Annotated in this window: 23 protein-coding genes; 7 read left to right on the forward strand and 16 right to left on the reverse strand. The window is 56.3% G+C overall.

Annotated elements, in window-relative coordinates:
• Positions 1-297 precede the first annotated feature (297 nt).
• Positions 298-678: a hypothetical protein gene (locus Q0C28_RS02445; protein WP_293573059.1), complete on the reverse strand. Its 381-nt coding sequence runs from the start codon at positions 676-678 to the stop codon at positions 298-300.
• A 153-nt stretch (positions 679-831) separates the two neighbouring features.
• Here Q0C28_RS02445 and Q0C28_RS02450 point away from each other — a divergent pair, with 153 nt between their 5' ends.
• Positions 832-1,482 (forward strand): carbonic anhydrase, encoded by a 651-nt coding sequence (locus Q0C28_RS02450; protein ID WP_293573060.1) that lies wholly within the window; start codon positions 832-834, stop codon positions 1,480-1,482.
• A gap of 58 nt (positions 1,483-1,540) precedes the next feature.
• On the opposite strand, the gene Q0C28_RS02455 is transcribed toward Q0C28_RS02450, so the two are convergent.
• Positions 1,541-2,698 carry a DUF3095 domain-containing protein gene (locus Q0C28_RS02455; protein WP_293573061.1) on the reverse strand — a complete coding sequence of 386 codons (1,158 nt, stop codon included), beginning with the start codon at positions 2,696-2,698 and terminating at the stop codon, positions 1,541-1,543.
• A 138-nt stretch (positions 2,699-2,836) separates the two neighbouring features.
• Here Q0C28_RS02455 and Q0C28_RS02460 point away from each other — a divergent pair, with 138 nt between their 5' ends.
• Both Q0C28_RS02460 and Q0C28_RS02465 read left to right on the forward strand, forming a co-directional pair.
• Entirely contained in the window at positions 2,837-4,018 is a 1,182-nt protein-coding gene (locus Q0C28_RS02460; protein ID WP_293573062.1) for an MFS transporter, read from the forward strand.
• A 78-nt stretch (positions 4,019-4,096) separates the two neighbouring features.
• A complete protein-coding gene (locus tag Q0C28_RS02465) occupies positions 4,097-5,119 on the forward strand; it encodes an aspartate-semialdehyde dehydrogenase (protein ID WP_293573063.1) in 1,023 nt (340 codons plus the stop codon).
• Between the two features lie 249 nt (positions 5,120-5,368).
• Here Q0C28_RS02465 and Q0C28_RS02470 read toward each other — a convergent pair whose 3' ends face one another.
• From Q0C28_RS02470 to Q0C28_RS02525, 12 genes are all read right to left on the reverse strand, one after another.
• Positions 5,369-6,439, reverse strand: coding sequence for a branched-chain amino acid ABC transporter permease (locus tag Q0C28_RS02470; RefSeq protein WP_293573064.1), 1,071 nt, complete (start codon positions 6,437-6,439; stop codon positions 5,369-5,371).
• Positions 6,436-7,467, reverse strand: coding sequence for a branched-chain amino acid ABC transporter permease (locus Q0C28_RS02475; protein WP_293573065.1), 1,032 nt, complete (start codon positions 7,465-7,467; stop codon positions 6,436-6,438). Before Q0C28_RS02475 ends, Q0C28_RS02470 begins: the two co-directional genes overlap by 4 nt.
• A gap of 7 nt (positions 7,468-7,474) precedes the next feature.
• Positions 7,475-8,254, reverse strand: coding sequence for an ABC transporter ATP-binding protein (locus tag Q0C28_RS02480; protein ID WP_293573066.1), 780 nt, complete (start codon positions 8,252-8,254; stop codon positions 7,475-7,477).
• Positions 8,247-9,020, reverse strand: coding sequence for an ABC transporter ATP-binding protein (locus Q0C28_RS02485; protein WP_293573067.1), 774 nt, complete (start codon positions 9,018-9,020; stop codon positions 8,247-8,249). The genes Q0C28_RS02480 and Q0C28_RS02485 overlap by 8 nt, the downstream gene beginning before the upstream one ends.
• A gap of 83 nt (positions 9,021-9,103) precedes the next feature.
• Entirely contained in the window at positions 9,104-10,291 is a 1,188-nt protein-coding gene (locus Q0C28_RS02490; protein WP_293573068.1) for a substrate-binding domain-containing protein, read from the reverse strand.
• Positions 10,292-10,439: 148 nt separating this feature from the next.
• A complete protein-coding gene (locus Q0C28_RS02495) occupies positions 10,440-11,210 on the reverse strand; it encodes an HpcH/HpaI aldolase/citrate lyase family protein (protein ID WP_293573069.1) in 771 nt (256 codons plus the stop codon).
• Between the two features lie 28 nt (positions 11,211-11,238).
• Positions 11,239-12,045 (reverse strand): 2-oxo-hept-4-ene-1,7-dioate hydratase, encoded by an 807-nt coding sequence (hpaH, locus tag Q0C28_RS02500; RefSeq protein WP_293573070.1) that lies wholly within the window; start codon positions 12,043-12,045, stop codon positions 11,239-11,241.
• On the reverse strand, positions 12,042-12,908 hold the full coding sequence (locus Q0C28_RS02505; RefSeq protein ID WP_293573085.1) for a fumarylacetoacetate hydrolase family protein: 867 nt from the start codon (positions 12,906-12,908) through the stop codon (positions 12,042-12,044). The genes hpaH and Q0C28_RS02505 overlap by 4 nt, the downstream gene beginning before the upstream one ends.
• Complete coding sequence (locus Q0C28_RS02510) at positions 12,908-14,320, reverse strand: pyridoxal-dependent decarboxylase (RefSeq protein ID WP_293573071.1); 1,413 nt, start codon at positions 14,318-14,320, stop codon at positions 12,908-12,910. The genes Q0C28_RS02505 and Q0C28_RS02510 overlap by 1 nt, the downstream gene beginning before the upstream one ends.
• Positions 14,321-14,359: 39 nt before the next feature.
• Positions 14,360-15,340, reverse strand: a complete 981-nt coding sequence (gene hpaD, locus Q0C28_RS02515; RefSeq protein ID WP_293573072.1) for a 3,4-dihydroxyphenylacetate 2,3-dioxygenase — start codon at positions 15,338-15,340, stop codon at positions 14,360-14,362.
• A 101-nt stretch (positions 15,341-15,441) separates the two neighbouring features.
• Positions 15,442-16,953: a 5-carboxymethyl-2-hydroxymuconate semialdehyde dehydrogenase gene (gene hpaE, locus Q0C28_RS02520; RefSeq protein WP_293573073.1), complete on the reverse strand. Its 1,512-nt coding sequence runs from the start codon at positions 16,951-16,953 to the stop codon at positions 15,442-15,444.
• Positions 16,950-17,345, reverse strand: a complete 396-nt coding sequence (locus Q0C28_RS02525; protein WP_293573074.1) for a 5-carboxymethyl-2-hydroxymuconate isomerase — start codon at positions 17,343-17,345, stop codon at positions 16,950-16,952. The genes hpaE and Q0C28_RS02525 overlap by 4 nt, the downstream gene beginning before the upstream one ends.
• A 201-nt stretch (positions 17,346-17,546) precedes the next feature.
• Here Q0C28_RS02525 and hpaR point away from each other — a divergent pair, with 201 nt between their 5' ends.
• Positions 17,547-17,993, forward strand: coding sequence for a homoprotocatechuate degradation operon regulator HpaR (gene hpaR / locus Q0C28_RS02530; protein ID WP_293573075.1), 447 nt, complete (start codon positions 17,547-17,549; stop codon positions 17,991-17,993).
• Here the strand turns inward: hpaR and Q0C28_RS02535 are convergent.
• Positions 17,990-19,282, reverse strand: coding sequence for a DUF4147 domain-containing protein (locus Q0C28_RS02535; protein ID WP_293573076.1), 1,293 nt, complete (start codon positions 19,280-19,282; stop codon positions 17,990-17,992). The genes hpaR and Q0C28_RS02535 overlap by 4 nt on opposite strands.
• 47 nt (positions 19,283-19,329) lie before the next feature.
• Positions 19,330-20,889, reverse strand: coding sequence for a sulfatase-like hydrolase/transferase (locus Q0C28_RS02540; RefSeq protein ID WP_293573077.1), 1,560 nt, complete (start codon positions 20,887-20,889; stop codon positions 19,330-19,332).
• A gap of 218 nt (positions 20,890-21,107) precedes the next feature.
• Between Q0C28_RS02540 and Q0C28_RS02545 the strand changes: the two genes are divergently transcribed.
• From Q0C28_RS02545 to Q0C28_RS02555, 3 genes are read left to right on the forward strand one after another with little or no spacing between them, the layout of a single operon-like run.
• The gene (locus tag Q0C28_RS02545; RefSeq protein WP_293573086.1) at positions 21,108-21,917 is read left to right on the forward strand and encodes a DeoR/GlpR family DNA-binding transcription regulator; all 810 of its coding nucleotides are present in this window, start codon (positions 21,108-21,110) and stop codon (positions 21,915-21,917) included.
• A 24-nt stretch (positions 21,918-21,941) separates the two neighbouring features.
• Positions 21,942-23,621, forward strand: a complete 1,680-nt coding sequence (locus tag Q0C28_RS02550; protein ID WP_293573078.1) for a Na/Pi cotransporter family protein — start codon at positions 21,942-21,944, stop codon at positions 23,619-23,621.
• A 39-nt stretch (positions 23,622-23,660) separates the two neighbouring features.
• Positions 23,661-24,500, forward strand: coding sequence for a DMT family transporter (locus tag Q0C28_RS02555; RefSeq protein WP_293573079.1), 840 nt, complete (start codon positions 23,661-23,663; stop codon positions 24,498-24,500).
• Positions 24,501-24,588: the final 88 nt, after the last annotated feature.

The raw sequence follows: 24,588 nt of genomic DNA on the forward strand, positions 1-24,588 counted from the left end.
CCGCTTCGACGCGTGCGAACGCAGCAGCCCAAATCTCCAGTCGCCTACGGCTCGTTCCGATTTGGGCTGCTGCGGTACTAACTGAAGCGGACAATTGGCATGTTACCTACACCGGACAATTCAGAATGTTCTCGACAGCCCTGCGGTTGCGTTGTTTGCTTGGCCTACCCATCAAGGCTGAGCCTTGGATTTTGGTAACCCAAACGCCAGGAAAGGCGCTGCAGCAGTACCTGTTCTGTTGGTCTTGAAAATGAGGAGACAACCATAAGCAGGGCTATCCGGACAATACTTCCGTGTTCAAACAGACAGGTCCTGTTGTTCCCAGACAGCCGTCAAGGAGCGTTCTCCGATCCGCATCAGACGGAACAGTGTTGCTGATACTGCTGCGAGATCATCACTATCTATGGCAGCGGTTACATCCCGCGCGACGGCGGCCATGGCCGTCATTCCGATTTGATCTGCAATCGCGATTAGGGAACGGGCGCTTTTGCGCAGGTTCATCATATCGTTTTGCCGCCACAGCCGCTCACAATGCGACAGTCGAACGGCCAATTCTTCGATGGCGCGGCAGATCACATCCTCCGCGCCGGCTTCGCCAAGTTGCGCGTAGAGTTCGGACAGTTTGTCAGAATCCAAGCGCACGTTTTCTTTGTGAATTACAGTGAGTACTTCAGCCACCACATTACACCCCAATAGATTATGCCCCCACGGCACATGTCGAATGTGCGCTTTAGAAGTTTTCAAAAGGTTTCCGCGGCACTGGCCAAATCCCTCGAATTTGGTGACAATCCTTGCTAAAAAAATAGAAAATTTTTATTCGAGGACATACAGATGGAACACGCCAAACCACTTCCGGGCTATCTGGTCACTCGCTATCATGGGTGGAAAGCGACGACCTACAGCGAGAACCAGGGGTGGTATCGACGGCTGGCCAGCGAGGGACAACGCCCGCGCGCGATGGTGATTTCCTGCTGCGACAGTCGCGTCCATGTCACCTCGATCTTTGGTGCGGATCAGGGCGAGTTCTTCATCCATCGCAATATCGCCAACCTTGTGCCGCCCTATCAACCTGATGGGGACCATCACGGTACCAGCGCGACGGTTGAATACGCGGTCACCGTTTTGAAAGTGTCCCATCTGATCGTTCTGGGCCATTCGCAATGTGGTGGAGTGCAGGGCTGCATCGATATGTGCAAGGGGCACGCCCCGGCGCTGGACGCCAAAGAGAGCTTTGTCGGGCGCTGGATGGATATCTTGAAACCCCGGTTTGACGAGGTCTCACATATCGAAGATCCTGTCGCGCAGGCCCGCCAGTTTGAACGTCAGGCGGTTGTTGCGTCGCTCGAGAACTTGATGACTTTTCCGTTTATCGATGCCGCCGTGAAGCAGGGCGAGCTGAGCCTGCACGGTCTGTGGACCGACATCGGCGAGGGCGGGCTGGAATGCTATGATCCGCATTCACAGGGGTTTGTTCCGGTCTGAGCCGGCCATAGAAATGCAGACCTGCCTCTCGCCGTTTATCACATGAAACAGCGTCTCCTCAGGCGGCGTCTGAATTGGCTGTATCTTGCATATGCTGGGCCGCTTGGGTGTACCCCCCGGCTGCCCCATCAATGAAATGCACATGATCGTCGCGCATCGCAGACGGTACGATGCAGGTCACCAAAGCCTCCTCTTGGGCGTGGAGCCCATATCGCACATGGCCCTTTTCTGCCGCACGCTGAAGGATGCCCGTAATCGCATCCTTGATCGGTTCTGGGCAATCCAGCGTCAGCTTTAGGCCATCGTCGAATTTGCGAAAATCCGCTTTCTCCGCAACCATTTGCCGGTAGTGCGCCGGGTCAAAACTCCCGAGAGGCCGACTGCGAGACAGGGCAAAGGCCGCAAAGAGCATCTCGATGAGCAATTTGATTTTGCGAAAAATCAACGCGTGCCGCTTCTGGATCAGCTTTGTTTCAATGTCAAAACCGGCAGGCGGGAACGTAAACTCCGGCCCCTTGGTTGGAACCGGGTGCCCTTTTCGTTGCAACTGTTCTGCCATGTCGAGGATTTCCCCGGTCACCTGGCCAAACGATTCGGGTGGGGCATTTGGCTCAGGCTGCACCACGACAGAAAGAATCATGCCGTTGCGGGCCGGAATGTTGCTCCAGCGGCAAGACAAACCAGTCAAATCTGGCGGATCTGGCAATTCAGCTGGTGGAACCTCAAAGCCGCCCAATTTCATCTGCTTTTCTGCCCAGGTCAGCCCGCCCCCGGAGAACATCGCATAGTCGGCCCCATTGGAGACCGCAAATCGCGCGACCGTCACATCGAGGCCTTCGGCACGGATCCAGGACACCGGAAGCAACGCTGCCCGCAGCTCTATTTCGAATTCAGCACTGGCCCAGCTGCGCAAACGCGACAGAACATCCTTTGCTGCCTCGGCATGGCAATGCGGCACCGCAAAGCAAGCCCCGTCACCTCCGAACACATATGGAAAGGCCTCATCGCCCAGTGCGTTGATCATCGCGGCAATCGCCGATGCCCCAACCGTATTCACGGTTTTATAGCGCCCATCCGCAATCAACTCTCGCGAATTCACGATATCACAGCACCCGACCATCCAGTCTCGTGGCAGCGGCGTAAATGCCTCCGGGCGGGTCAATGTGGAAAAATCATCAGTGGGAGTAAGAGATTGATAAAAAACATCTTGTGTCATCGGTACCAACGCCTCCTGCTGGAACTTATCCTAGTGTGTTTTTCCAGAACGGCCATTCTTGGGCAAATAGTTTCGCAGACTTGTGAATTGCGTTGAAATCGCCAGTGTGGGCACAGGGAAGGTCGAGGGAGGGTCATCGTGAAGCTCGGATTGGTGGTTTTGTGCCTTGGCTATGTGCTCAGCCAGTTCTATCGCGCATTCCTGGCGATTCTCGCGGCACCATTGCGACTGGAAATCGGCGTGTCTCCGGACGATTTGGCCTTCGCTTCCGGGCTTTGGTTTCTGGTTTTTGCTGTGATGCAGTTTCCAGTCGGGTGGTCCTTGGATCGGATCGGCCCCCGGCTCACGGCTTCCGTGTTGTTGCTGTTAGGGGGCGGTGGCGGTGCGCTGGTGTTCGCCATGGCGAGCAATCCTGTCCACATTCATATCGCCATGATGTTGATCGGGGTGGGCTGCTCGCCGGTTTTGATGGCCTCCTACTACCTGTTTGCGCGCCAATACCCTCCGCAACAATTTGCGACCTTGGCAGCGGTCATGCTCGGCGTTGGATCCTTTGGCAATTTGATTGCATCATATCCCACAACACTGATGGTTGATCTGGTTGGGTGGCGCGGCACGCTTGTGGCGTTGGCGGGGCTGTCCGCTGTCGTCGCTTTGGGTCTTTTTCTCTTCGTCCGCGATCCTGAGCAGCCACCACATGATCCGGACCGCCCGCAAGGGTCCGTTCTCGACATCCTGCGCATGCGGGCGCTCTGGCCCATTTTTGCGATTATGTTTGTGGCTTACGCCCCCGCGGCTGCGCTGCGCGGGCTGTGGATCGGCCCATATCTTGGCGATGTGATGAACCTGGGGGCCTCCGCGATTGGCGTATCCAGCCTTATCATGGGGGTCGCGATGATTGCCGGGACTTTTGTTTATGGCCCGCTTGACCGGATCTTGGGCACCCGTAAATGGGTGATTTTTGTTGGCAACCTCTGTGCGGCAGTTGCCTTGCTGTTGCTGATCCTGTGGATTGACGGGCCCATTTGGCTGGTGGTCGCCCTACTGGCCGCGGTTGGGTTCTTTGGGGCGACCTTCCCGATTATCTTGGCACATGGTCGCGCCTTTGTGCCGCCACATCTGGTGGGGCGAGGCGTCACGCTGCTGAATTTTTTCGGTATTGGCGGCGTGGGAATCATGCAGTTCCTAACCGGAAAAGTGCATTCTGAAATGACCGGATCGGACCCTTTATTGCCCTATGCCGCTTTGTTTGCCGTGTTGCTGGCGTTTTTGGTGCTTGGATTGGTCACATATCTGCGCTCGAAAGACCGCTTGGCCTGATCCGGCCTTTCCTAAGCCCTGTAATCTCGATAAGACACCGCAGCTGGCCAAGAGGCCGGGTTCAATTGGAGAAACAAAATGGGTTATCGCGTCGTTATCGCTGGCGCCACAGGCAATGTGGGTCGCGAAATGCTGAACATCCTGGCTGAACGCCAGTTTCCTGTGGATGAGGTTGCCGCTCTGGCGAGCCGCAGATCCCTCGGCACCGAAGTTACATTCGGCGACACGACACTGAAAACTCAGGATCTGGATACATTCGATTTCAGCGGCTGGGATATGGCGCTCTTCGCAGTCGGATCTGAAGCCACCAAAACCTACGCACCCAAAGCTGCGGCCGCAGGTTGTGTGGTAATCGATAACTCGTCGCTCTATCGCTACGATCCGCAGGTGCCGTTGATCGTGCCGGAGTGCAATCCAGAAGCGGTGCACGACTACAGCCAGAAGAACATCATCGCCAATCCAAACTGCTCGACCGCGCAGATGGTTGTTGCACTGAAGCCGCTGCATGATCGGGCAAAGATCAAGCGCGTTGTCGTGTCGACCTATCAGTCGGTATCCGGGTCGGGCAAAGATGCGATGGAAGAGCTGTGGGATCAGACCAAAGCGGTCTACAACCCAACCACCGATGTCCCGCCGAGTGTCTACACCAAAGAGATCGCCTTCAACGTGATCCCGCACATCGACGTTTTCATGGATGACGGTTCCACCAAAGAAGAGTGGAAAATGGTTGCCGAGACCAAGAAGATCATCGATCCGTCCATCAAGGTCACCGCGACCTGCGTGCGGGTGCCGGTCTTTGTGGGCCACTCCGAAGCGGTCAACATCGAGTTTGAAGACTTTCTGGATGAAGACGAGGTCCGTGACATCCTTCGCGAAAGCCCCGGCATCATGGTCATCGACAAACGCGAAGACGGCGGCTACGTCACACCGAAGGAATGCGTGGGCGATTTTGCCACATTCATCAGCCGGATCCGGCAGGATTCCACTGTTGAGAACGGGATCAACCTCTGGTGCGTTTCTGACAACCTGCGCAAAGGGGCTGCCCTGAATGCGGTCCAAATCGCAGAGCTCCTGGGGCGCGAAGTGCTCAAGAAGGGCTGATTTCTCGCTCACTCGTCTATCAGGGCCGTCTCGCAAGAGGCGGCCTTTTTGTTGCGTGACCCCTATGTGATGAGCGTTGCACAGTGTTTCTGCCGTGAGACCACATGCCTCGGCGTCAGATCCCACGTTAGACCGCACGTCAGACCTCGGGCCGCGAAATCAGTTGATGCAGCTGGGGGCTCTGCCCCCTCGAAAGCGATGCTTTCTCACCCCCGGAGTATTTGGGAAAGGTGAGCGGGCGCGTCGCGATCAGGGATCTTTGCGAAAGTGCCCCACAATGCCCTTCGGGAAGCAATAGACGCTGACGATGAACAGGATGCCCATCCATAGGAGCCAGCGATCCGGGCTCAGCAGTGCAGAAACCACCGGTATGTCGCCAATCCCGCTGGTCAAACGCCCCATGGCAGCTTGCAGGTAGTTTTCGGTCAGCAGAAAAAGAGTGGCTCCGATGACTGCACCATAGATCGTTCCCATGCCTCCGATCACCAGAATGAGCAGGATGTCGATCATCAGTTCGAGGGACAAGGTTGTGCTGGGCCCAACATATCGCAGCCAGATCGCATAAAGCGCGCCTGCACATGATGCGATTGCGGCCGAGAGGCAGGTTGCTGCTATTTTGTAGTGAACAACGCGATAGCCGATGGCTTCGGCGCGGAATTCGTTCTCACGGATCGCCTGAAGCACGCGCCCGAAAGGCGCATTTACGAGACGCAATGTGATCAGAAACAACACAAGGCTTGTGCCGAAGACCAGATAGTAGGTCAGCAGTTTGCCGTTCAATTTTACGCCAAACACTGTCCCGTCGAACAGGGTTTGCCCGAATTTGAAGGCCGGGCCCAGTTCGCGTGGAAGCTTGAAGGTCAGGCCGTCCTCTCCGCCGGTGAGGTCCGAAAACTGGCTGACCAAAACGGCCAAAGCAGATGCCACAGCCAATGTGATCATCGCAAAGAAGATGGCGCGCACGCGTAGCGAGAACAGGCCAATTGCCGCCGCCAGGCATGTTGCCAGCACAGCGCCGATTGCAGCGCCGAGTATCAGTGCGTCAAAGCCACGGCCGAGATGCAGCGAGGTCAGGGCGACGGAATAAGCGCCGACGCCGAAGAACATGGTATGGGCGAAACTGACAATGCCGCCATACCCGAGCAAGAGATCGTAGCTGGCGACCAGGACAATGAAGATGCAAATTCGTGCAGCGGTATCGACCGTACGAACGCCGGGAAACAGAAAGGGGGCCAGTGCAAGACCTGCGAAGATACACAGCAAAAGCATACTGAGAGCAATCGATCGGGGGGTGTCATATGACAGGATCTTCTGGATCATTTTGCTTTCACCACAGGAATCAATCCCATCGGGCGCCACACCAAAATGGCCACCATCAGGCCGATGTTGGATACCAATGCGAGTTTTGGTTCCACGAAGGCGACATAGTTTTGCAGCAGGCCGACCAGGAGTGCGCCGATAAAGCAGCCCTCAATAGAGCCTAGGCCGCCGATGATCACAACGATGAAGATGAGGATCATGGCTTGATTGCCCATATGGGCGGTGATGACTTCTTGATACAGCGCCCACATCACGCCCCCCAGACCTGCAAGGGCGCAGCCCGTAACAAAGACGGCGACAAAAACCTGACGCAATCTGTAGCCAAGAGCCTCGACCATTTCGCCGTTCTGCACACCGGCGCGGACAATGAGGCCAATCTTTGTGCGTCGCAGGACAAAGTGCATGGCGGCAAAGACCACGATCCCGATGCAAACAGCAACGAGACGGAATTTCTCAACCGCGATGGAGCCGATGATAAAGGAACCTTTCAGGGCTTCTGGGCGGGTGAAATAAATCTCCTCGGGTCCCCAAAGAACGATGATGAGTTGTTCAGCCACGATCAGCCCGCCGACGGTGACAAGGATCTGGTTCAGATGGTTGCCTTGCACCGGTTTCACGATCACCCGTTCGAAGGCCCAACCCGCCAGGGCGGTTGCGGCCATCCCCGCACAAATGGCCATGAGCACCGCCAGAAGATTGAGCGCTACGGAAGGCGCTGCGGTCAAATGGCCAAGCGCGAATAGAACGCTTACACCAACGAAGGCCCCGAGTGACACAAAGGCGCCATGTCCAAAGTTGATGACATCCATCAAGCCGAAGACCAATGTCATGCCTGAGGCCATGATGAAGATCATCAATCCCATGGCCAGCCCAGACAGCGTTAATGTCAGCCAGCTGGACGGATTGAGGGTGAGGGCAAAGCCTGCGCACATGAGCAGCGGAACCAACAGGCCAGGCCAAGCGGGAGCCAGCCGCTGTTGCAGCGTCATCTGTTGTATTTGTGGGTTGTGTTCGGGCGCGTGGGTCATCAGGTGATCAACTCGATTTCGTTGCGCTTTGATCGCGCGCTGCAGTTTGAAGGCTGAAGCCCATGAGGCTGCGTTGTAGGTCCAAATCCTCGGCAAGTGCGCGCATTGGCCCAGACCATTTGACGGCGCCGTCCACCATGACATGGGCGGTATCCCCCAATGCGGCTGCGACTGCGAAATTCTGTTCGACCATCAAGATCGATGCGCCTTGGTCCTTCAGGTCCTGCAGAGCGCGCACCATTGTTGCGACAATTGCAGGGGCGAGGCCTTTGGTCGGTTCATCGATGATGTACAGTTCCCGCTCTTCGATCATGGCCCGCGCGACGGAGAGCATCTGTTTTTGCCCACCAGAGAGATGCCCAGCCTCTGTGTGCCATAGAGTTTTGAGTGGCGGAAATGTTGCGAAGATCCAGCCCAGTCGGGTGGCACTCATCGGTCCTGAAAAGGCAGCGAGCTGCATGTTTTCTTCGACTGTCAGATCCGAGAAGATGCCCATATCCTCTGGCACGTACCCGATGCCCGCACGTGCGATATCGGCCGTTGGCTGTGTGCTGATGTCGGCACCGTTGAAGGTGATGGAGCCCCGGTGAATTCGCCAATGACCCATGATGCTGCGCAATGTCGTGGTTTTACCGACACCATTGCGCCCCAGCAGCATCGTGACCTGCCCGCGTGGCACCACGAGATCCACGCCATTCAGGATGTGATACTGCCTGATGTCCGTATGAACAGCGTCGAGCCGGAGGATGGGTGCATCTTCGATGAGGTGGTCGATCTGGTCAGCCATGCATCTGATCCTCTGGGCTGAGCCCCAGATACGCCTCTTGGACGATGGCCGAAGCCATCACCTCCGCAGGCGGCCCATCGGCGACCAGCTGGCCATTGTGCAAAACGACAATGCGGTCTGCGAGGGTACGGATGACGTCCATTTTATGTTCGACCAGTAGCACCGTACATTCAGTCCGCGCCTTGAGATCCGCGATCAAGTCAAGGATCGTGTCCGCTTCATCCAGGCTCATACCGGCTGTGGGCTCATCAAACATGAAGACCTTGGGCTCCAACGCAATCAGAATGGCCACCTCGAGCTTGCGTTGATCTCCGTGGGGCAGTTCAGAGACCGGTTGCTTCGCCACATGCTCTAGACGCACCTGGGCGAGGATTGTCTGCGCTTTCGCCGTGATGTCGGTCAGCGCGACCGCTGTGGACCATAGGTTAAACCCCTTGTTCGCCTTGGCTTGCACGACCAGCCGGATATTTTCCAAAACCGTGAGATCAGGAAACAGGTTGGTGAGCTGAAAAGCGCGCCCCAAGCCTGCTTTGGTTCGCGCAGAGACCGGCAGTCGCGAGATATCTTGCCCGTTCAGCACCACCTGACCGGAGGAGGCGCGGATTTGACCCGAAATCAGGTTAAAAAATGTGGTTTTGCCCGCCCCATTCGGTCCAACAATCGCGGTCAGTTCGCCGGGATGAAACTGCGTTGTGACATTGTCCACCGCGATGTGCCCGCCAAAGCGGACAGTGAGGTCAGTGGTGGAAAGCAGCGGAATAGACATGCAGCCTGTGGGATATTTGAATGAGATGAGGCCATTTCACCTGCCGCGCACGCCGCGTTCAGGCAAAACAGCAGGCCTCTTGGCTACTGATTACGCACCGGTATTGGCATGTCATCAATCCCAAGCTCCCGGACCAGTTCAGGCACTGCCCATTCGACATTTTCGTCAACGCGCAATTTGAAGTGATACATGCTCTGTAGTGCCTGATGGTCTTCTGGGCGGAACCTCATTGTTCCTTTTGGTGTTTCCCACTCCATACCTTCCATTGCTTCGATCAAGGCTTCTGTGTCGGACGATCCGGCGTTCTTGATAGCCTCCACTGCGGCAATTCCGGCAGCCATACCACCTGCGGTAAAGAAATCAGGTGGGCTGTCGAAGCGTTCGAAATGGGTTTTGACCAGCCAATCGTTCACCGGGTTGTCGGGCAGTTCATAGTAGTAATAGGTCCCGCCCTGCATACCTTCGAAGTCTTTGAACCCCTTCAGGGCCGCAAGAATATTGCCCACACCTGCGAATTCGATCCCAAAACGGCCAGGATCCATGGCGTTGATCTTCGCCCATGGATTGCCACCGCCTGCCCAAATGATGAACAGCTTCTTCTCGCCATCGAGATCTTTCATCGCGTTGAAGATACGTTCGCCTGCTGCCGTGAAATCGGTTGTGTCGGTGGGGGCGAATTCTTCGTGCACAATCGACACGCCCTGTGCGGCCAAAGCTTCCCGAAAGGCTGCGATGCCATCGCGCCCAAAGGCATAGTCCTGCGCCAAGGTGGCGATATGGACGTTATCTCCCGCCAGTGCGATGGCGCTTGCAACCGCATCCTGGGAGGAATTCCGTGAGGTTCGGAACACATACCGGTTCCAGTTCGAGCCAGTGATTGAATCGGCCACGGCCGGTTCCACGATCAGGATTTTCTCATATTCTTCTGCGACTGGCAGCATCGCCAGCGCCACGCCAGAACTGACTGGTCCGATGGCAAGGTCGACCTCGTCATCGCCATAGGCCTCTTCCAGCAGTGCTCTGCCGTTCTCGGGTTTGAGCTGAGTGTCTTTTTCGAGAACGACGATCGGTTCACCATTGATCTCCATGGTGCCACTAGTGGCATACTCCAGACCCAGCATCAGCCCGTCATGCGACTGTTTTGCATAGGCTTCGAACGGCCCGGTTTTGCCGTAGATATGGGCGATTTTGATGTCTGCAAACCCGGGGCTTGCCAGCGTCGCCGCGCATAGGGCCCAGCCCAATGGGCGTGCGAGAGAAAAGCGTTGCATGGGCCTATCCTTCCCAAAACATGTGAAATCAAATGCAATTTCTATCTTTGGGTGTAGGCTACCTGCCTTGCGCGCTATTGGTCAATTGCACCGATCGGTCAGAGTAGTCTTTATCTATATCGGTGTGCCTTGGGCCGTACCGTCGCCGTTATTTGTTTTTCCAAGACTGGGCCAGGGTGCGACCGGTCTGCGCAAGCAGCAATACATCGATGCCGACCGCCAGGAATTGGGCTCCCATATCGAAATAGGCCTGGGTCGCGTCGTCGTTGGTGCCCAAGATACCTGGTGCAAGCCCCGCAGCTGCAATCCGATTTATTGCGTCCTCGATGGTGGCTCGCACTTCTGGATGCGCTGAATTCCCCTGATGACCCATATCTGTAGACAAATCCGCAGGGCCAATGAATACGCCGTCAATGCCGTCGACCTGCAAAATGTCATCCAAGGCTGAAATGCCCGCGCGGTTTTCGACCTGCACCAGCAGGCAGATTTCAGCGTCTGCTGTTTGGATATAGTCGCTGACACTCCCAAACATGGTGGCGCGCGCGGCGGTTGCTCCGACGCCCCGTACACCGACGGGTGGATAGCGGCAGGCGCGCACCAAGTCCCGTGCCCGGTCGGCACTTTCCACGATTGGCACGAGAATGGTCTGAGCCCCGGCATCCAAGACCTGTTTGATCATCCAGGTTTCGCCAATAGGCAGGCGCACCACGGGGTGGCTGTTTGATGCTGCCAGCGCAACCAACTGGTCCCTGATCGACCGGATGTCATTGGGTGCATGTTCGCCGTCGATCACCAACCAATCAAACCCGCAGGTGCCCATGATTTCTGCGACTGCAGGTTCGGCAAAGCTCATCCAGCACCCGATCTGCCGTTCGCCTTTTGCCAGGGCTGCTTTGAAATGGTTCTTTGGTGCGGGCATTTACGGTCTCTCCTGCCGGAAATTAGCGTTAGGCGAATTGGATCGAAACGGAGCCAAACGGCCCAAAATCAGCAAAAATATCGGCGCCGCTCGGACACTCAATCGGGCGAATGAACGACCCTGACAAAACGATATCCCCAGCTTCGATCGTTTGTCCATATTCGGCCAAACGTTGCGCCAGCCACAGAACAGAGGTGACTGGATCGTCCAAGACCCCTGCGCCGAGGCCGGTTTCTTCGACGGTACCGTTGCGTCGCACAATGGCCCCGGTCCAGCGCAGATCGAGCGTCGTTTCACCAAGTGTGTGCCGCTCTGCGCCCAGAACAACACCAGCGTTCGCGGCATTGTCGCTGACAGTATCTGTGATGATCCGCGCCTGGCCGGTTTCGGGATCTTGTCGCAATATGCGTGTGTCCAGAATTTCCAGGGCGGGTGCGACATAATCTGTGGCGTTGATCACATCCTCTCGGGTGCAATCTACGCCTGCCAGCGGCGCTTTCATCACAAAGGCGATTTCCGCCTCGACGCGTGGCTGAATAAAGCGCCCGGACGGAACGACAGCGCCGTTTTCGAACAGCATATCATCCAGCAAGACGCCGCTGTCTGGCGTGGTGATGTTCAGCGCCTGTTGCATGGCCCGACTGGTAAGACCGATTTTCCAGCCGATTTTGCGACGCCCTTCGGACAGCTTCTGATGAACCAGCGCCTGCTGGACCGCGTATGCATCCTCCAGCGTCATGTCCGGATAGGAACGGGACAGCAGCGCACATTGCGACCCTGTCCGCTCCGCTTGCAACAGCGTTCTTGCGGCGGCTTGATGCTGATCTGGTGTCATTCTTCGGCCTCGTCAAATTCATCTGCAATCGTGTTGCGCAGCAGGCCAATCCCATCGACTTCGACCTCCACCACATCGCCAGGGACGAGATAGCGCGGTGGGTCAAATCGTGCGCCTGCCCCAGTGGGGGTGCCTGTGACAATCATGTCCCCGGGCTGCAGTGTGGTGAAGGTTGAGATGTAGGCAATCTCTTCTGAAATCGGAAACATCATCCGATTGAGCGTATCGTCCTGACGGACCTCGCCGTTTACCCGCGTGATCAGACGCGCATCATCCAGTTGCGATGCCGAATGAAACGGTACCAGCCAGGGGCCAATAGATCCGGAACGGTCCCAGTTTTTGCCCTGAGTCACATTGAACTTCGCGTGTCTGACCCAATCCCGAATGGTTCCTTCGTTGCACAGGGACAGGGCTGCGATGTGGTCATAGGCGTTTTCGGGTTTAATTCTGCGGCCTTCTTTGCCAATCACCACGACCACCTCGCCTTCGTAATCGAGTGTGTGGTTTTCAGGCGGGCGGATCAGCGGCTCGCCTGCGCCGGTGAAAGACCGCGGGAAGCGGGGGAACAGCGACATGTGTTTTGGCTGGGCGGAACCATCTTTGTATTCGGCGTTGCGATCCGGAAAATTGACACCAACACAAATGATTTTCTCAGGGTTGGGGATCGGGATCAGGAGGCTGTAGCTTTCGTGTGTGACGGACCGACCCATGACCGCTTTGCCCAAGGTTTCGAGCCCCTGATCCGCAATGACGTCCCGCAGGGTCGGCCACTCCGGGAACAGAGGGGAGAGTGCGATCATGCCGATGTCGGTTGCAACGCCATAAAAGACGTCGCCGTCAGCTTCGTAGGTGGCAAACGGCATCATAGCTGCGTCCGTGCAATTTCGGTTATGACATCGTAAGCCATCATCACATCCGCCTCGGTTGTTTCGAATTGTCCCGCCTGGAACCGGATCACCAGTTGCCCATCCAGCCTGGTTTGGGTCAGGTAAATGCGGCCATCATCATTGATCTTGTTGACCAGCGTTTGGTTCAGTTCGTCTAAGTCCTCTCGGCCTGTGGGGGTGTATCGGAATGACCACAATGACCACATTGGCGCGCTGGTAATCTCAAAATCAGGTTCCTGCGCCAGTTTGTTGTGCAGTGCGGTCGACCAGTTGATGTGGTTGCGCAGACGATCGCGCAGCCCATCCAGCCCGTAGGTCCGGATCAGGAACCAGATCTTCAGGGCGCGGAACCGGCGACCAAGCGGGACGGACCATTCCGAGTAATTGATGATCCCATCGCGGCCGTGTGTCTTCAGATATTCTGGGCTGATGGCGAGCGTTTGAACCAGATCATCCGGATTCTTCAGGAAATGCGCGGAGCAGTCGAATTGTACGCCAAGCCACTTGTGGGGATTGAACACGATGCTGTCGGCGCGTTCGATGCCGGGCCAGTAATGCCGATACTCAGGGCAGATCATCGCAGATCCAGCCCAGGCAGCGTCCACATGGGTGTAAAGCCCATGTTTTTCTGCGATGTCCAGTACCTCGGCAACTGGATCTGTTGCCCCGACCCCCGTGCCCCCAACGCAGAGGATCACGCCAGCCGGCTGATGACCTGCAGCTATGTCAGCCTGAATGGCGGCCTCCAACGCATCCGGGTCCATGCCGCGCCAATCACCTTTGATCGGAACGCGGACCAAATTCTGCTGTCCGATCCCCGACACCCAAATGGCACGGTCAATCGATGTGTGTACTTCGGAGGAACAGTAGATCCGCAGCTGTTTTTGGTTGAACAGACCGTCTTGGTTGCCGCGCCAGGCAAGCGCCTTCTCTCGCATTGTTAGGACCGCCGCAAGCGTGGCAGAGGAGGCGGTGTCTTGTATCACGCCTTGGAATTGATCGGGCAGATCCAGCGCCTGTCTGAGCCAATCCATCATCCGTGTTTCCAGCTCCGTCGCTGCCGGAGATGTCTGCCAGAGCATGCATTGAGGCGCGATTGCGGAGGCCAGAAATTCCGCAAGCACAGAGGGCGCTGCTGCGTTGGAGGTGAAATAGGCAAAGAAGCGCGGATGCTGCCAATGGGTGATGCCTGGCATCACGATGGTTTCGAAATCCTCAAAAATTTGCGCCATCCCTTCGCCACCCTCGGGCGGAGACAATGGCAGCGCATTCAGTACCTCTCCAGGCTCTGTCTTGGCGCGAACAGGGCGATCGCCAACTGTCAGATGGTAGTCTTGTGTCCAATCGGAGACTTTGCGGCCCCATTCGGAGAATTCATCCCACTTCATGTGTTGTTCCTCAGGTCTGGCGATATCTGCCTTGGTAGATCACGGTGCGATAATGGGCTGCGCTGCCAGCATGCTTTTGGTTGGCGTGGCGCCGTCAAATTCTGATCCCTCTTCGAACCAGGATCTTGGGGCTGGTTCTCCCCAGAGCGTCTGTCTCTGTGGGTCGGTGAGCGACCACTTTATAGGCTCTAAATCGGGGTCAACGGTCTGATAGTCGGAGCAGTAGATTTCAATCCTGTGCCCGTCTGGATCACGCACATAGAGGAAGAACGCATTCGAAATGCCGTGCCGACCTGGGCCGCGCTCAATATTGGTGACGTAACCGGTGGTGGACATCAGATCCAGTAGATCGATGATGTTCATCGGGGTCGGAACCCAGAATGCGGTGTGATGCAGACGCGGGCCCAGACCGTTGGTAAAGGCTACGTCGTGAACCCCGCCTTTGCGGTGCATCCAGGCCGCCCAGATTTTACCGCTGTCATCATCTTCGGTGTATTCGGTGACCCGAAAACCGATCTCTCCGTAAAAGGCCACGGAGGCATCCACATCGGCGCTGAACATATTGAAATGATCAATCCGAAGCGGTTTTACCCCTTTATAGAGACTATATTTCTGATGAATTGGCGGAAGACGATCCATCTTGACATAGAACTCCAGCGGGATGCCCCATGGGTCGCGCGTCCGTAGGGTTCGTCCCATGAAGGGGCGGTCCACCCATTCTACTGGTAAATTCTTTGCGGCGAAGAACTCTGCCGCTTTGTCCAGATCATCGTTGTCATAGAGCTTGAAGCCGAGGACCCGCACGGATGCCCTATCTGCAGCACTCAGCACGATGCAGTGATGCCCGCGCTCTTCCATCGCACGTAGATAGATTCTGTCGTTGTCTTCGTAGGTGACGTTCAGGCCAAGGGTGTCGACGTAGAAGGCGCGGGATGCGGCGAGATCACGTACCGCGTATTCCACATGCGACAAGCGCACGATGTTAAAGGGTGGGTAGAGGTTCGGAGGGGGAAGGGGCATTTTGAACCTTTCTATTCTATCATGTCATCAGCGTTAGGCGGATCAACCAAGATCAATGTGGGGGGAGCGACCGCCGTTGGCGAAGGTGCGGCAAGCTGAGGTCAGACGCCGAGTTTCGGTATTGTGTGGTGCCCGGTGGCGAAACCGATGTGTTTTTGCTCCATATAGAAATCGAAGCTCCAATCGCCGCCGTCGCGGCCGATGCCGCTGGCTTTGGTGCCGCCAAAGGGTGTTGGCAGATGCCGCACGTTTTCAGAGTTGACCCAGATCATTCCCGCTTCGAGCTTGTCGGTGAACCGCATGGCCCGGGTGATGTCATTGGTCCAAACATAGCCGGTCAGACCATAATCTGTGTCATTGGCCAGTGTTAGAGCCTGTTCTTCGGTTTCAAACCTGATGCAGGTCAGAACGGGGCCAAAGATCTCTTCTTGGGCGATGGCCATATCATTGGTCGCCCCAGTGAAGAGGGTTGGTCGCACGAACCAGCCCTGGTCCCCAACGCGGCAACCGCCTGCTGCAATCTGCGCCCCTTCGTTTTTCGCGATATCGAAATAGGACGTGACCTTGTCAAAATGTGTCTTGTGGATGAGCGGGCCAACCTCGGTTGATGGGTCCAGCGGATGACCGACGTTGATCTGATTGACCCGTTTGACCAGCTCTTGCTCAAATTTGTCGGCAACGCTTTCTTGGATCAGCAAACGAGAGGAAGACGTGCATCGTTCACCGTTCAACGAGTAGATCATGAAAATCGCCGCATCCAAGGCGCGCTCGAGATCGGCATCTTCAAAAACGATCACGGGATTTTTGCCGCCAAGTTCGAAGTGTACGCGTTTCAACGTGTCGGCGCCCTGTTTCATGATCATGGAGCCGGTTTTGCTCTCGCCGACAAAAGCGATCGCTTTGATGTCGGGGTGTTCGGTCAGCGCCCGCCCCGCGGTTTCTCCCATACCATTTACCAGATTCCAGACGCCTGCGGGCAGCCCTGCATCATGCGCAATCTCAGCAAGGATGCGGGCTGTCAGTGGTGAAAATTCTGCGGGTTTGTGAACAATCGTGCATCCTGCAGCCAATGCAGGCGCAATCTTCCAGGTCGACAACATGAAAGGGGTGTTCCAGGGGGTGATCACACCGACTGGCCCGATGGGCACACGGGTCGTCACATTCATCAGCGTAGGAGACGGCAGCATTTGTCCGTCGCGCGCCGCCGTTGCCTTATCTGCGAAGAAGCGAAAGTTCTCTGCTCCGCGGAGGGCGGCCTTGGACATGAACCGAAGGGGTTGGCCAGTGTCCCAACACTCACAAAGCGCGATTTCGTCCGCGCGTTCAACAATCTTGTCTGCGATGCGATGCAGGATTGCCTTACGGTCTGTTGCTGGCATGTCGCGCCAGGCAGGGAAGGCGTCTTTTGCCGCTTTGGCTGCCAGATCGATATCAGCTGCGTCGCTCTTGGACACTTGGCAGATCAGGCTTTCATCAACAGGTGAGTGGGTCGCAAAGGTCTCTGCCGAGGCCGCCGGAATGCTCTGGCTCGCAATCAGGTTCTGGATCCCGGTGTCATCAAAACCAGCCAGCAAGTTCTGCAATTTGTCGATGTTCTGAGTCAGCTTGGTCATTGCGATGCCTCTTTTGCCAGGTGCTTTCGAATGGTGCCGGATTTGGGTGATAGGTCTGGGTCGATGTCGCGCAGTTCAAGCGAAAGGGCGATGGAATGATGCTCCATCGCGTCGGCCAGCTGCGCTTCAGCGGCGGCAAAGATGGCCTGTGTCACCTGTTGTTTGGTATCGTTGTTCCGCCCTGCGCGCAGGCGAACCGAAATGTCCAGATAGCCGTGTGCGGGATTGCCATCTGCAAGGCTGACATGGTCCGCGGCAAAAGCACGGACCCGGATACCCGCCAAGGGGAAGACACCAGTGGCCTCCGCCGCGCGGCGCAAACTGTCACAAAGGAGGGTGATGTCCACACGCTCTTGCATGTTTCGGGAGTAGTCCACGGTAATATGAGGCATCTCGATTTCCTCCGCGTCCAGATAATACTTAACATGTGTAGCAAAAATTGTGAGATGTGTAAAGCCCCGGGTGATTTGCTGAGCTGATCCGCCAGGTTCGAGGGCAGGTGCTGCATGGCCTCAGGGCTGTACCGGGCATTAATTGTCCGTGATTTCTATGCAGGTATTTGCCTTTGTCCCTGAGCGGGGTGATAATTGGGTATGACCAATTCATTGCCCAGTACGGATAGATCACTGCCAATTGCGCTGTTGCGTGCCCGAGAAAAGGTGATGGGGCCGATCCGCGCGTTGTTGAGCGATGCTGAACTGACAGAGCAACAGTGGCGCGTGCTGCGTGTGGTTCAGGAAAGTGGTGATATCGACCCGACCCAGATTTCCGAACGGGCTTGCCTGTTGTTGCCCAGCCTCACGCGTATTCTGCAAAAGCTAGATGATCGGGGCCTCATCGAGCGACAGAAAGATCTGGAAGACCGAAGGCGTCAAATCATCCGGATCACTCCGGCGGGCGAGCAGATCATTGATGACAATCTTGGTGCAAGCCTGGCAGTGATCGCACAGACCCGCGCCAAAATGGGTGCAGAAAAATACGAAGCCTTGCTGGATCTGTTGAACGAGTTGAACCGGAGCGAGCCTTCAAAGGCGGATTAGTCTGGGTTTGAATGCGTCGGCTCATCCGCTTGCCACAGCATGATCTGAACATCTGCAACATTGGTGCCTGTGCCGCCAGTTTTGATCAATCCGCTACAACGGCTAAGAGCCTGATAGCTGTCGTTGTTGGCGAGCAAGGCAGCAGGATCAGCCTTGCCTTTTTTGATCGTGGCCCAGCTGTGCCTGTCTACGATACCACCGGCGGCATCTGTTGGACCATCGCGCCCGTCCGTGCCCCCAGATAGAAAAACCCAATGCCCAGGCAGTGTGTCGCTGCCATCTCGGGCAACACGCAGGGCGAGTTCCTGATTTCGCCCACCTTTGCCGGTTCCGTTGAGTGCTACGGTTGTTTCGCCCCCAAATATAAAAGCCATTTTCTGCCCAGGTTCTGCTGACAAGGCGGCAGATTTTGTGGCCTCTATGATCTTAGTGGCGGCATCCGACACGTCGCCAATGAGCGTGTCAGACACTACTTGAGCGTCGAAACCACAAGCGGTCGCACCTGTGCGAACCGCATCTAGGCTGTGACGGTTTGACCCCACAAGGCATTGGGCTGTGTCCGGCAAATCCTCGCCCAGCTCTGGTGCGTTGAAATGATCGCGCACAGTTTCTGGAAGTTGCTCCCAGATCCCGGCGGTATGCATCAGCTGCTTGGCCTCTGCTCGGGAGCCGATTGGTGCAACGGTGGGCCCAGATGCAATGGCGCGCAGATCGTCTCCGATCACATCGGACAGGATATAGCTGGTGATTTGCGCTGGGCTGGCGAGGCGGAGTAGGCCTCCACCTTTCAATTGGGACATATGCTGGCGGATGAGGTTCATCTCATTGATTGACAGCCCCGATGCGAGAAGGGCCGCGTTAACCGCCGCTTTGTCTTGGAGTTGGATTGGCGGTTCGGGCAATACCGCAAGGGCAGAGCCGCCGCCGGAGATCAGTGCAATAATTCTGTCCGCAGTGCGCAGGCCTGATACAGCGTCCCGCATTGCGCGACCTGCGTTCAAACTGTGTTCATCTGGCACGGGGTGAGCGCCAGCAAGAACACGGGCACCTGGGATTTCGGTGTGGTTTTCGGCGTTCGTCACCACCAGGGCACGCTCCACCGGTTCCAGTATTGCCATGGCCTGTCGCATCATTGGAACGGCGGCTTTTCCCAGCGCCACAACAACTGTTTTTCCCGGCGTTTGTTTTGGCGGGTTGGTCTCAAGCGCGTTCGCCAATGCCACAGCTGGATCGGCTCTGTCGATGGCCTGTTGGAACAAATCTAGAGCGGTCTGTCGCAGTGTGAGCATTGCGGATATGTCCATAGATGTGGCTGGGTCACCATGGGCTCCGACAGCTAAGGAGCCTTGGTGCGTTCGCGTTTTTGTTGCCGAGGACCGTATTGCGTAATGCTGTCCAATGACAACGTGTGATCCATATTGCGCATTCTGTGGCGCAACATTTCCCGGGTTAATCGGGCCAGATCCGCCTGATAGTGTGGATCCTCTGCGACGTTGACCATTTCACCGTGCTTGTGTTTGTCAAAAAGCAAAGGCGGCAGATCTGCTGCAAATTCGACGAGCGTAAACTGCGGATCGCGCAGAATGGCTAAACAGGAATCGCTGGTGCCGGTGCCAAGGTGATCTTGCCAAATACTTGTTGCTTCCGGGTCTGCAAAATCCAGTTCAGACAGGCTAAATCGCCGCCAGTTGTCCGGCGTGTCACCAGTCAACAAAGGCAGTAGAGAGCGTCCATCCATCGCGTTTGGAATGTCCTGTCCGACCCAGTCAAGAATGGTCGGTGTCAGGTCGATAGATTCTGTAATCTCCTTTACCACTGCGCCTGCTCGGGTGGCATTACCGGGCATGCGGATGATCAGCGGTGTGTGATAGGCTGCATCATAAACGGAGAGTTTCCCCCAGCTGTGACGATCCCCCAGCATTTCGCCATGGTCAGCGCTGACGATCACCAATGTGTTGTCCAGCTGATTGCTGCTGCGCAGGTAGTCCATGACCCGACCAATGTGCTTGTCCACTTCGGTCGCCAGCCCCAGATATACGGAGCGCAGCGTCTGTATGTTGTCATCCGTGGGTTGCAGATCGGGAAAACCCTCGACAAAGCTGGCAGGTGTCTGTGCCCGCGTCGCGGGGTCGAAAAACGGATGTATGGCCTTTTCTGCGTCGATGGTGCCGAGCCGCGTTGGCAAGGGAATTTCGGCCGGATCATACATGCGGTTGTAGGGCGCTGGTGCCACAAGCGGCGGATGCGGTCGGATGTAGGTGAGATGCGCACACCAACTTTGATCCCGGTAGCCGGGGATGGTTGCCAGGAACTGATCAGTCAAAAACGCCGTGTCGCTGTGCTCTGCTGAATAGATGGCTGGGCCGTTCAACTTTGCAGGTGCGCCATTTTCAGACGTGGGCTTGTACAGATCCCAGTAGTTGTCGAACTGATATCCGTTGTTCAGCAGGTGGGCGCGCCAGGGGTGCGACGTTTCAAGGCGCATTTCCAACATCTCATGAAACCCATCCATCGGGTATTCATAGCTCCGGACCGCGGGATCGTTCGGGTGGTGGACGCGAGGGTCCTGCGATGTATCGGTGTATCCGAACAGCATGGGCAGATACCCGGCCTTGCGCAGTTCGCGAGGTAGCGTGGGGGTGTCATGGCGCATGGGCGTTCCGTTTCGAACGGAGCGATGGTTCATCGCGTATTGCCCGGTCAGTATAGAGGCCCGTGATGGGCCGCAGGGATTTACCACTTTGTAGTTGTTGGAAAAACTGACGGCATCGCTCATGAGGGCGCGAAGGTTGGGCAGGTCAACATGATCGGCCATCGCTCCAAACAGGCAATCTGCCCGCAGCTGATCAATCAGGATGAACAGGATATTGCGCTGTTGGGTGGCTGTCGTGCTCATGCTGCTGTCCTGTAAACTTCCGCATATGGGATTCTGTTGTTGCGTAAGCCATATTTCCCCAACGCCACAAAGAAAAGCCCATGTTTATCCTGTGTTTTTGACCGAATATTTTGGTTTATGTGTTATTTTCTTGAAATTGAGTTGGATTATGTGGTTGTCTCTGTTGGGTATGACGGCGGGTCCCAACACGGAGGTGCACTGTGGGAGAGAAGCCAAAGATGTCGCATCGCGAGCTGGAGCTGCTCGAGGTCCTGCGCCGACTTGGTGGGTCTGCGCGCAGCAGCGAGCTGGCAAAGACTTTGGATGTATCCGAAGAAACCGTCCGCCGCATCATCAAAACGCTTGCCAAAAGCGGGTTGGTGCAGCGGGTTCACGGCGGTGCTTACCTGTCTGGCCCGGACGCTACCGAGGGCTTCTTTCGCCGGATCGCAGAGCATACGGATGAAAAGCAAAAGATTGCCTCGGCGATTGTGAGCGAAGTCTCTGATGGGATGACTGTGTTCATGGATGTGGGGTCCACCACCGCTTTTGCCGCGCAGGGACTGCGGAAGAAAGCCAATCTCACAATCGTCACCAACTCCATCGGGGTTGCACAAACCCTGGCACACCACAATGGCAACAGTGTGCATCTTCTTGGTGGCGAGATTCAAAGCAATGAACGCGGCACATTTGGGGCATCTGCACAAAATCAGCTTTCGGGCTTTGCGCTTGATCTCGCGGTTCTGTCTGTCGACGGGTTTACCGCCAAGCAAGGCCCGCTTTATCGCAGCGCGCTGGAGGCGCAGCTCGCGATCACAGCTGCGGATGCCGCGGAGCGGACGGCGGTTATTTTGGCGCACCCAAAGTTCGAAGAGCGCGCACCATATCGCGGGCCGCAACCCGAAAACTTGGATTTGATCGTGACCGATGCCTTCCCCTCGAAAAAGCATCGCCGATCTTTGGAAACTTGGGGCATTCAACTGATCGTTCAGGACGAAAAGCCCAACACCAGCGAGGATGATCCAGCCTCCTCTCTGGGTGAGAAATAATCAGACAAGGCATCAAATACACTCATGGCAATTCTGACCTTTCTGACCAGCCTTGCAGGTTCTGTTATGCTCCTGCTGTTTGCTGTGCGTATGGTGCGAACCGGGATCGAGCGCAGTTATGGCGCGTCGTTTCAACGTTTGCTGACGGGGCAGCGCAGCTTTGTTCAGGCAAGTGGTGTAGGTGTGGGTATGGCGGTTGTGCTGCAGAGTTCTGCTGCTGTGGCACTGCTTACGTCTGGATTCGCTGCAAGCGGTCTTTTGTCTTTTGGGGCTGGGTTGGCGATTGTGCTGGGCGGCGATTTGGGGTCCGCGCTGATCATTCAGATCCTGTCATTTAAGCTAGATTGGCTGGTGCCAGTTCTTCTGGCGGTTGGTGGCTATCTCTTTGTCAAAACCGAAGCGAAGAAAGCCCGGCAGCTGGGCCGTATCTTGATGGGGATCGCCTTCATTCTGATTTCGCTTCAATTATTGCGCGATGCGATGGATCCGATCCGTGAAAGCGCATTTCTACCGGCGATCGCAGAGTATTTGGCGCGCGACTACATCACCGCTTTCCTCGTTGGTACGGCGCTTGCGTTCGTCATGCATTCGTCTGTGGCCGCTATTTTGATGTGCGTCACACTGGTTCAGATTGATGCATTGCCGTTTGCCGCAGGTCTGTCGCTGGTTCTCGGGGCGAATTGCGGCTCAGCTTTCATTCCTGTTTGGCTGAGCCGGGATATGGCTCCGGCCGGTCGACGCATACCCATGGCAAATCTCATTTTGCGTGGTTCCTGGGCTGTTGCAGTTCTGTTCTGGGTGAATAGCCCGATTGGGGCGCATGTTCTGCAAGATGTGTCTGGGGGGCAGATGTTGGTGAACGGTCATCTGATGTTCAACGCCGTTCTCCTGGTGCTGGCATTGCCATTTTGCGGGGCGTTGCAGCGGCCGTTGCAGCGCATGCTGCCAGATCCCACCGTTGCCGCGCCCAGTGCCCATCCTGGACTTCCTGTGAGCGTTCTTGAATCCGGCGGTGATGTCTTGCCGCAACAAGCCATCGCCAGTCTGAAGCGGGAGGTTTTGCGGATGTCGGATCTAGTCGGTGCGATGTTTCGGCCGGTTCTGACGCTTTATGCCGAAGGCAACCGGGAAGAGATCGCGGCCGTCAAACGGTTGGATCGTGATGTGAATGCCTGTCTGTCTGGTATCCGCAGTTATGTTGCGGCAATGCCCGCTGATATGATGAGCAAAGCGGATGCGAAACAGGCACGTGATCTTGTTGAATATGCAATCCGCCTGGAGACGGCCGGCGATGTCGTGGACGAAAGGCTTGCCAGTCTTGCTGCATCACTCAACAAAACGGGAGTGAATTTCTCCCGCGAGGGGTGGGCGGAACTGACCCGCATGCATGAGGTGATTGTCGCCAATATGCGGCTGGCCTCCAATGTGGTGATTTCCGACGACTTGGAGAGCGCGCGTTTGCTCTCGCTCGAAAAAACTGAAGTGAAGCGGATGGAGCGCGACAGCCGCAAGCGGCATCTGAGACGTCTGCAAAACGGGGCGAAAGAGAGCTTTGAAAGCTCAGACATCCACCTCGAAACTCTGCGCGCACTGCGGGAATTTAACAGCCATATCGCTTCTATCGCGACGCCAATTCTCTATCGCAATGGTCAGCTCCTGGAGACGCGTCTGATCCAAGATCTGAAGACAGAAGATATCGCGTGATGGATGTCACGATCTCCCATGGAATGAGTGCGCACTGATATGACTCCCTTCATTGTCGCCATAATCTTATCCGCAGCGATCCTGCACGCTGTCTGGAATGCTATCGTCAAAACGGCGACCGATCGTACCACTACGTTGGGGTTGGTGGCCTTCGGTCACGTCATTCCCGGCGCGGTCATGGTTATCCTGTTGCCGCTGCCGGAATTGGAAAGCCTGCTCTACGTTGCGTTGTCGACGGTGGTGCATTTTGGGTATTTTTACATGCTTGGGCGGGCCTATCAGCATGGTGACCTGAGTGTGGTCTATCCGATTGCGCGGGGCATTGTTCCAGCGCTGGTCGGGCTCTGGGCCATGATCTTCGTTGGTGAAGTTCTGCCGCTGCAAGCCTGGCTCGGCATCGGGTTGATTGCGGTTGGCATTCAACTCAGCAGCTGGAAGGCGCTGCGCTCGGGGGTGGGGCTGGCTGCGCTGGGCTATGCCGTTGGAACCGGTGTTTGCATTTCGGTGTATTCGCTTGTGGATGGCGTTGGCGTGCGCTTGTCAGGCAATACACTGAGCTACTGGGCTTGGGGCGCCTTCATGCACTGCTTTGTCGCTATGTTTGTGTTTGTCCGCAAACGTGAGACGCTGCCGCAACTTCCGGCTCGGGTCTGGTTGCTGGGCATACTTGGCGGTTTGGTGTCAATGTCGGCCTATGGCCTTGTTCTGTATGCAAAGAATTTTGCACCGCTCGGTGCTGTCTCGGCCTTGCGGGAAACATCGGTGATCTTTGCCGCTTTGATCGGTTTTGTCTTCTTGCGGGAGGGCAATTGGAAACGTCGGCTGAGCGCTGCGGTGCTGATGGCCGTTGGCGTCGGTGTCATTGGTACAGCCGTATAGACATGGGTACACTTGTTGAAACAGAGGGGAGGTCAGACCAAAGACCAGAATTCTGAAAGATCAGATTTCCAGCTGGAAAATGCGCTCC

The organism is Phaeobacter sp. (genome assembly GCF_022825805.1).
GTDB lineage: Bacteria > Pseudomonadota > Alphaproteobacteria > Rhodobacterales > Rhodobacteraceae > Phaeobacter.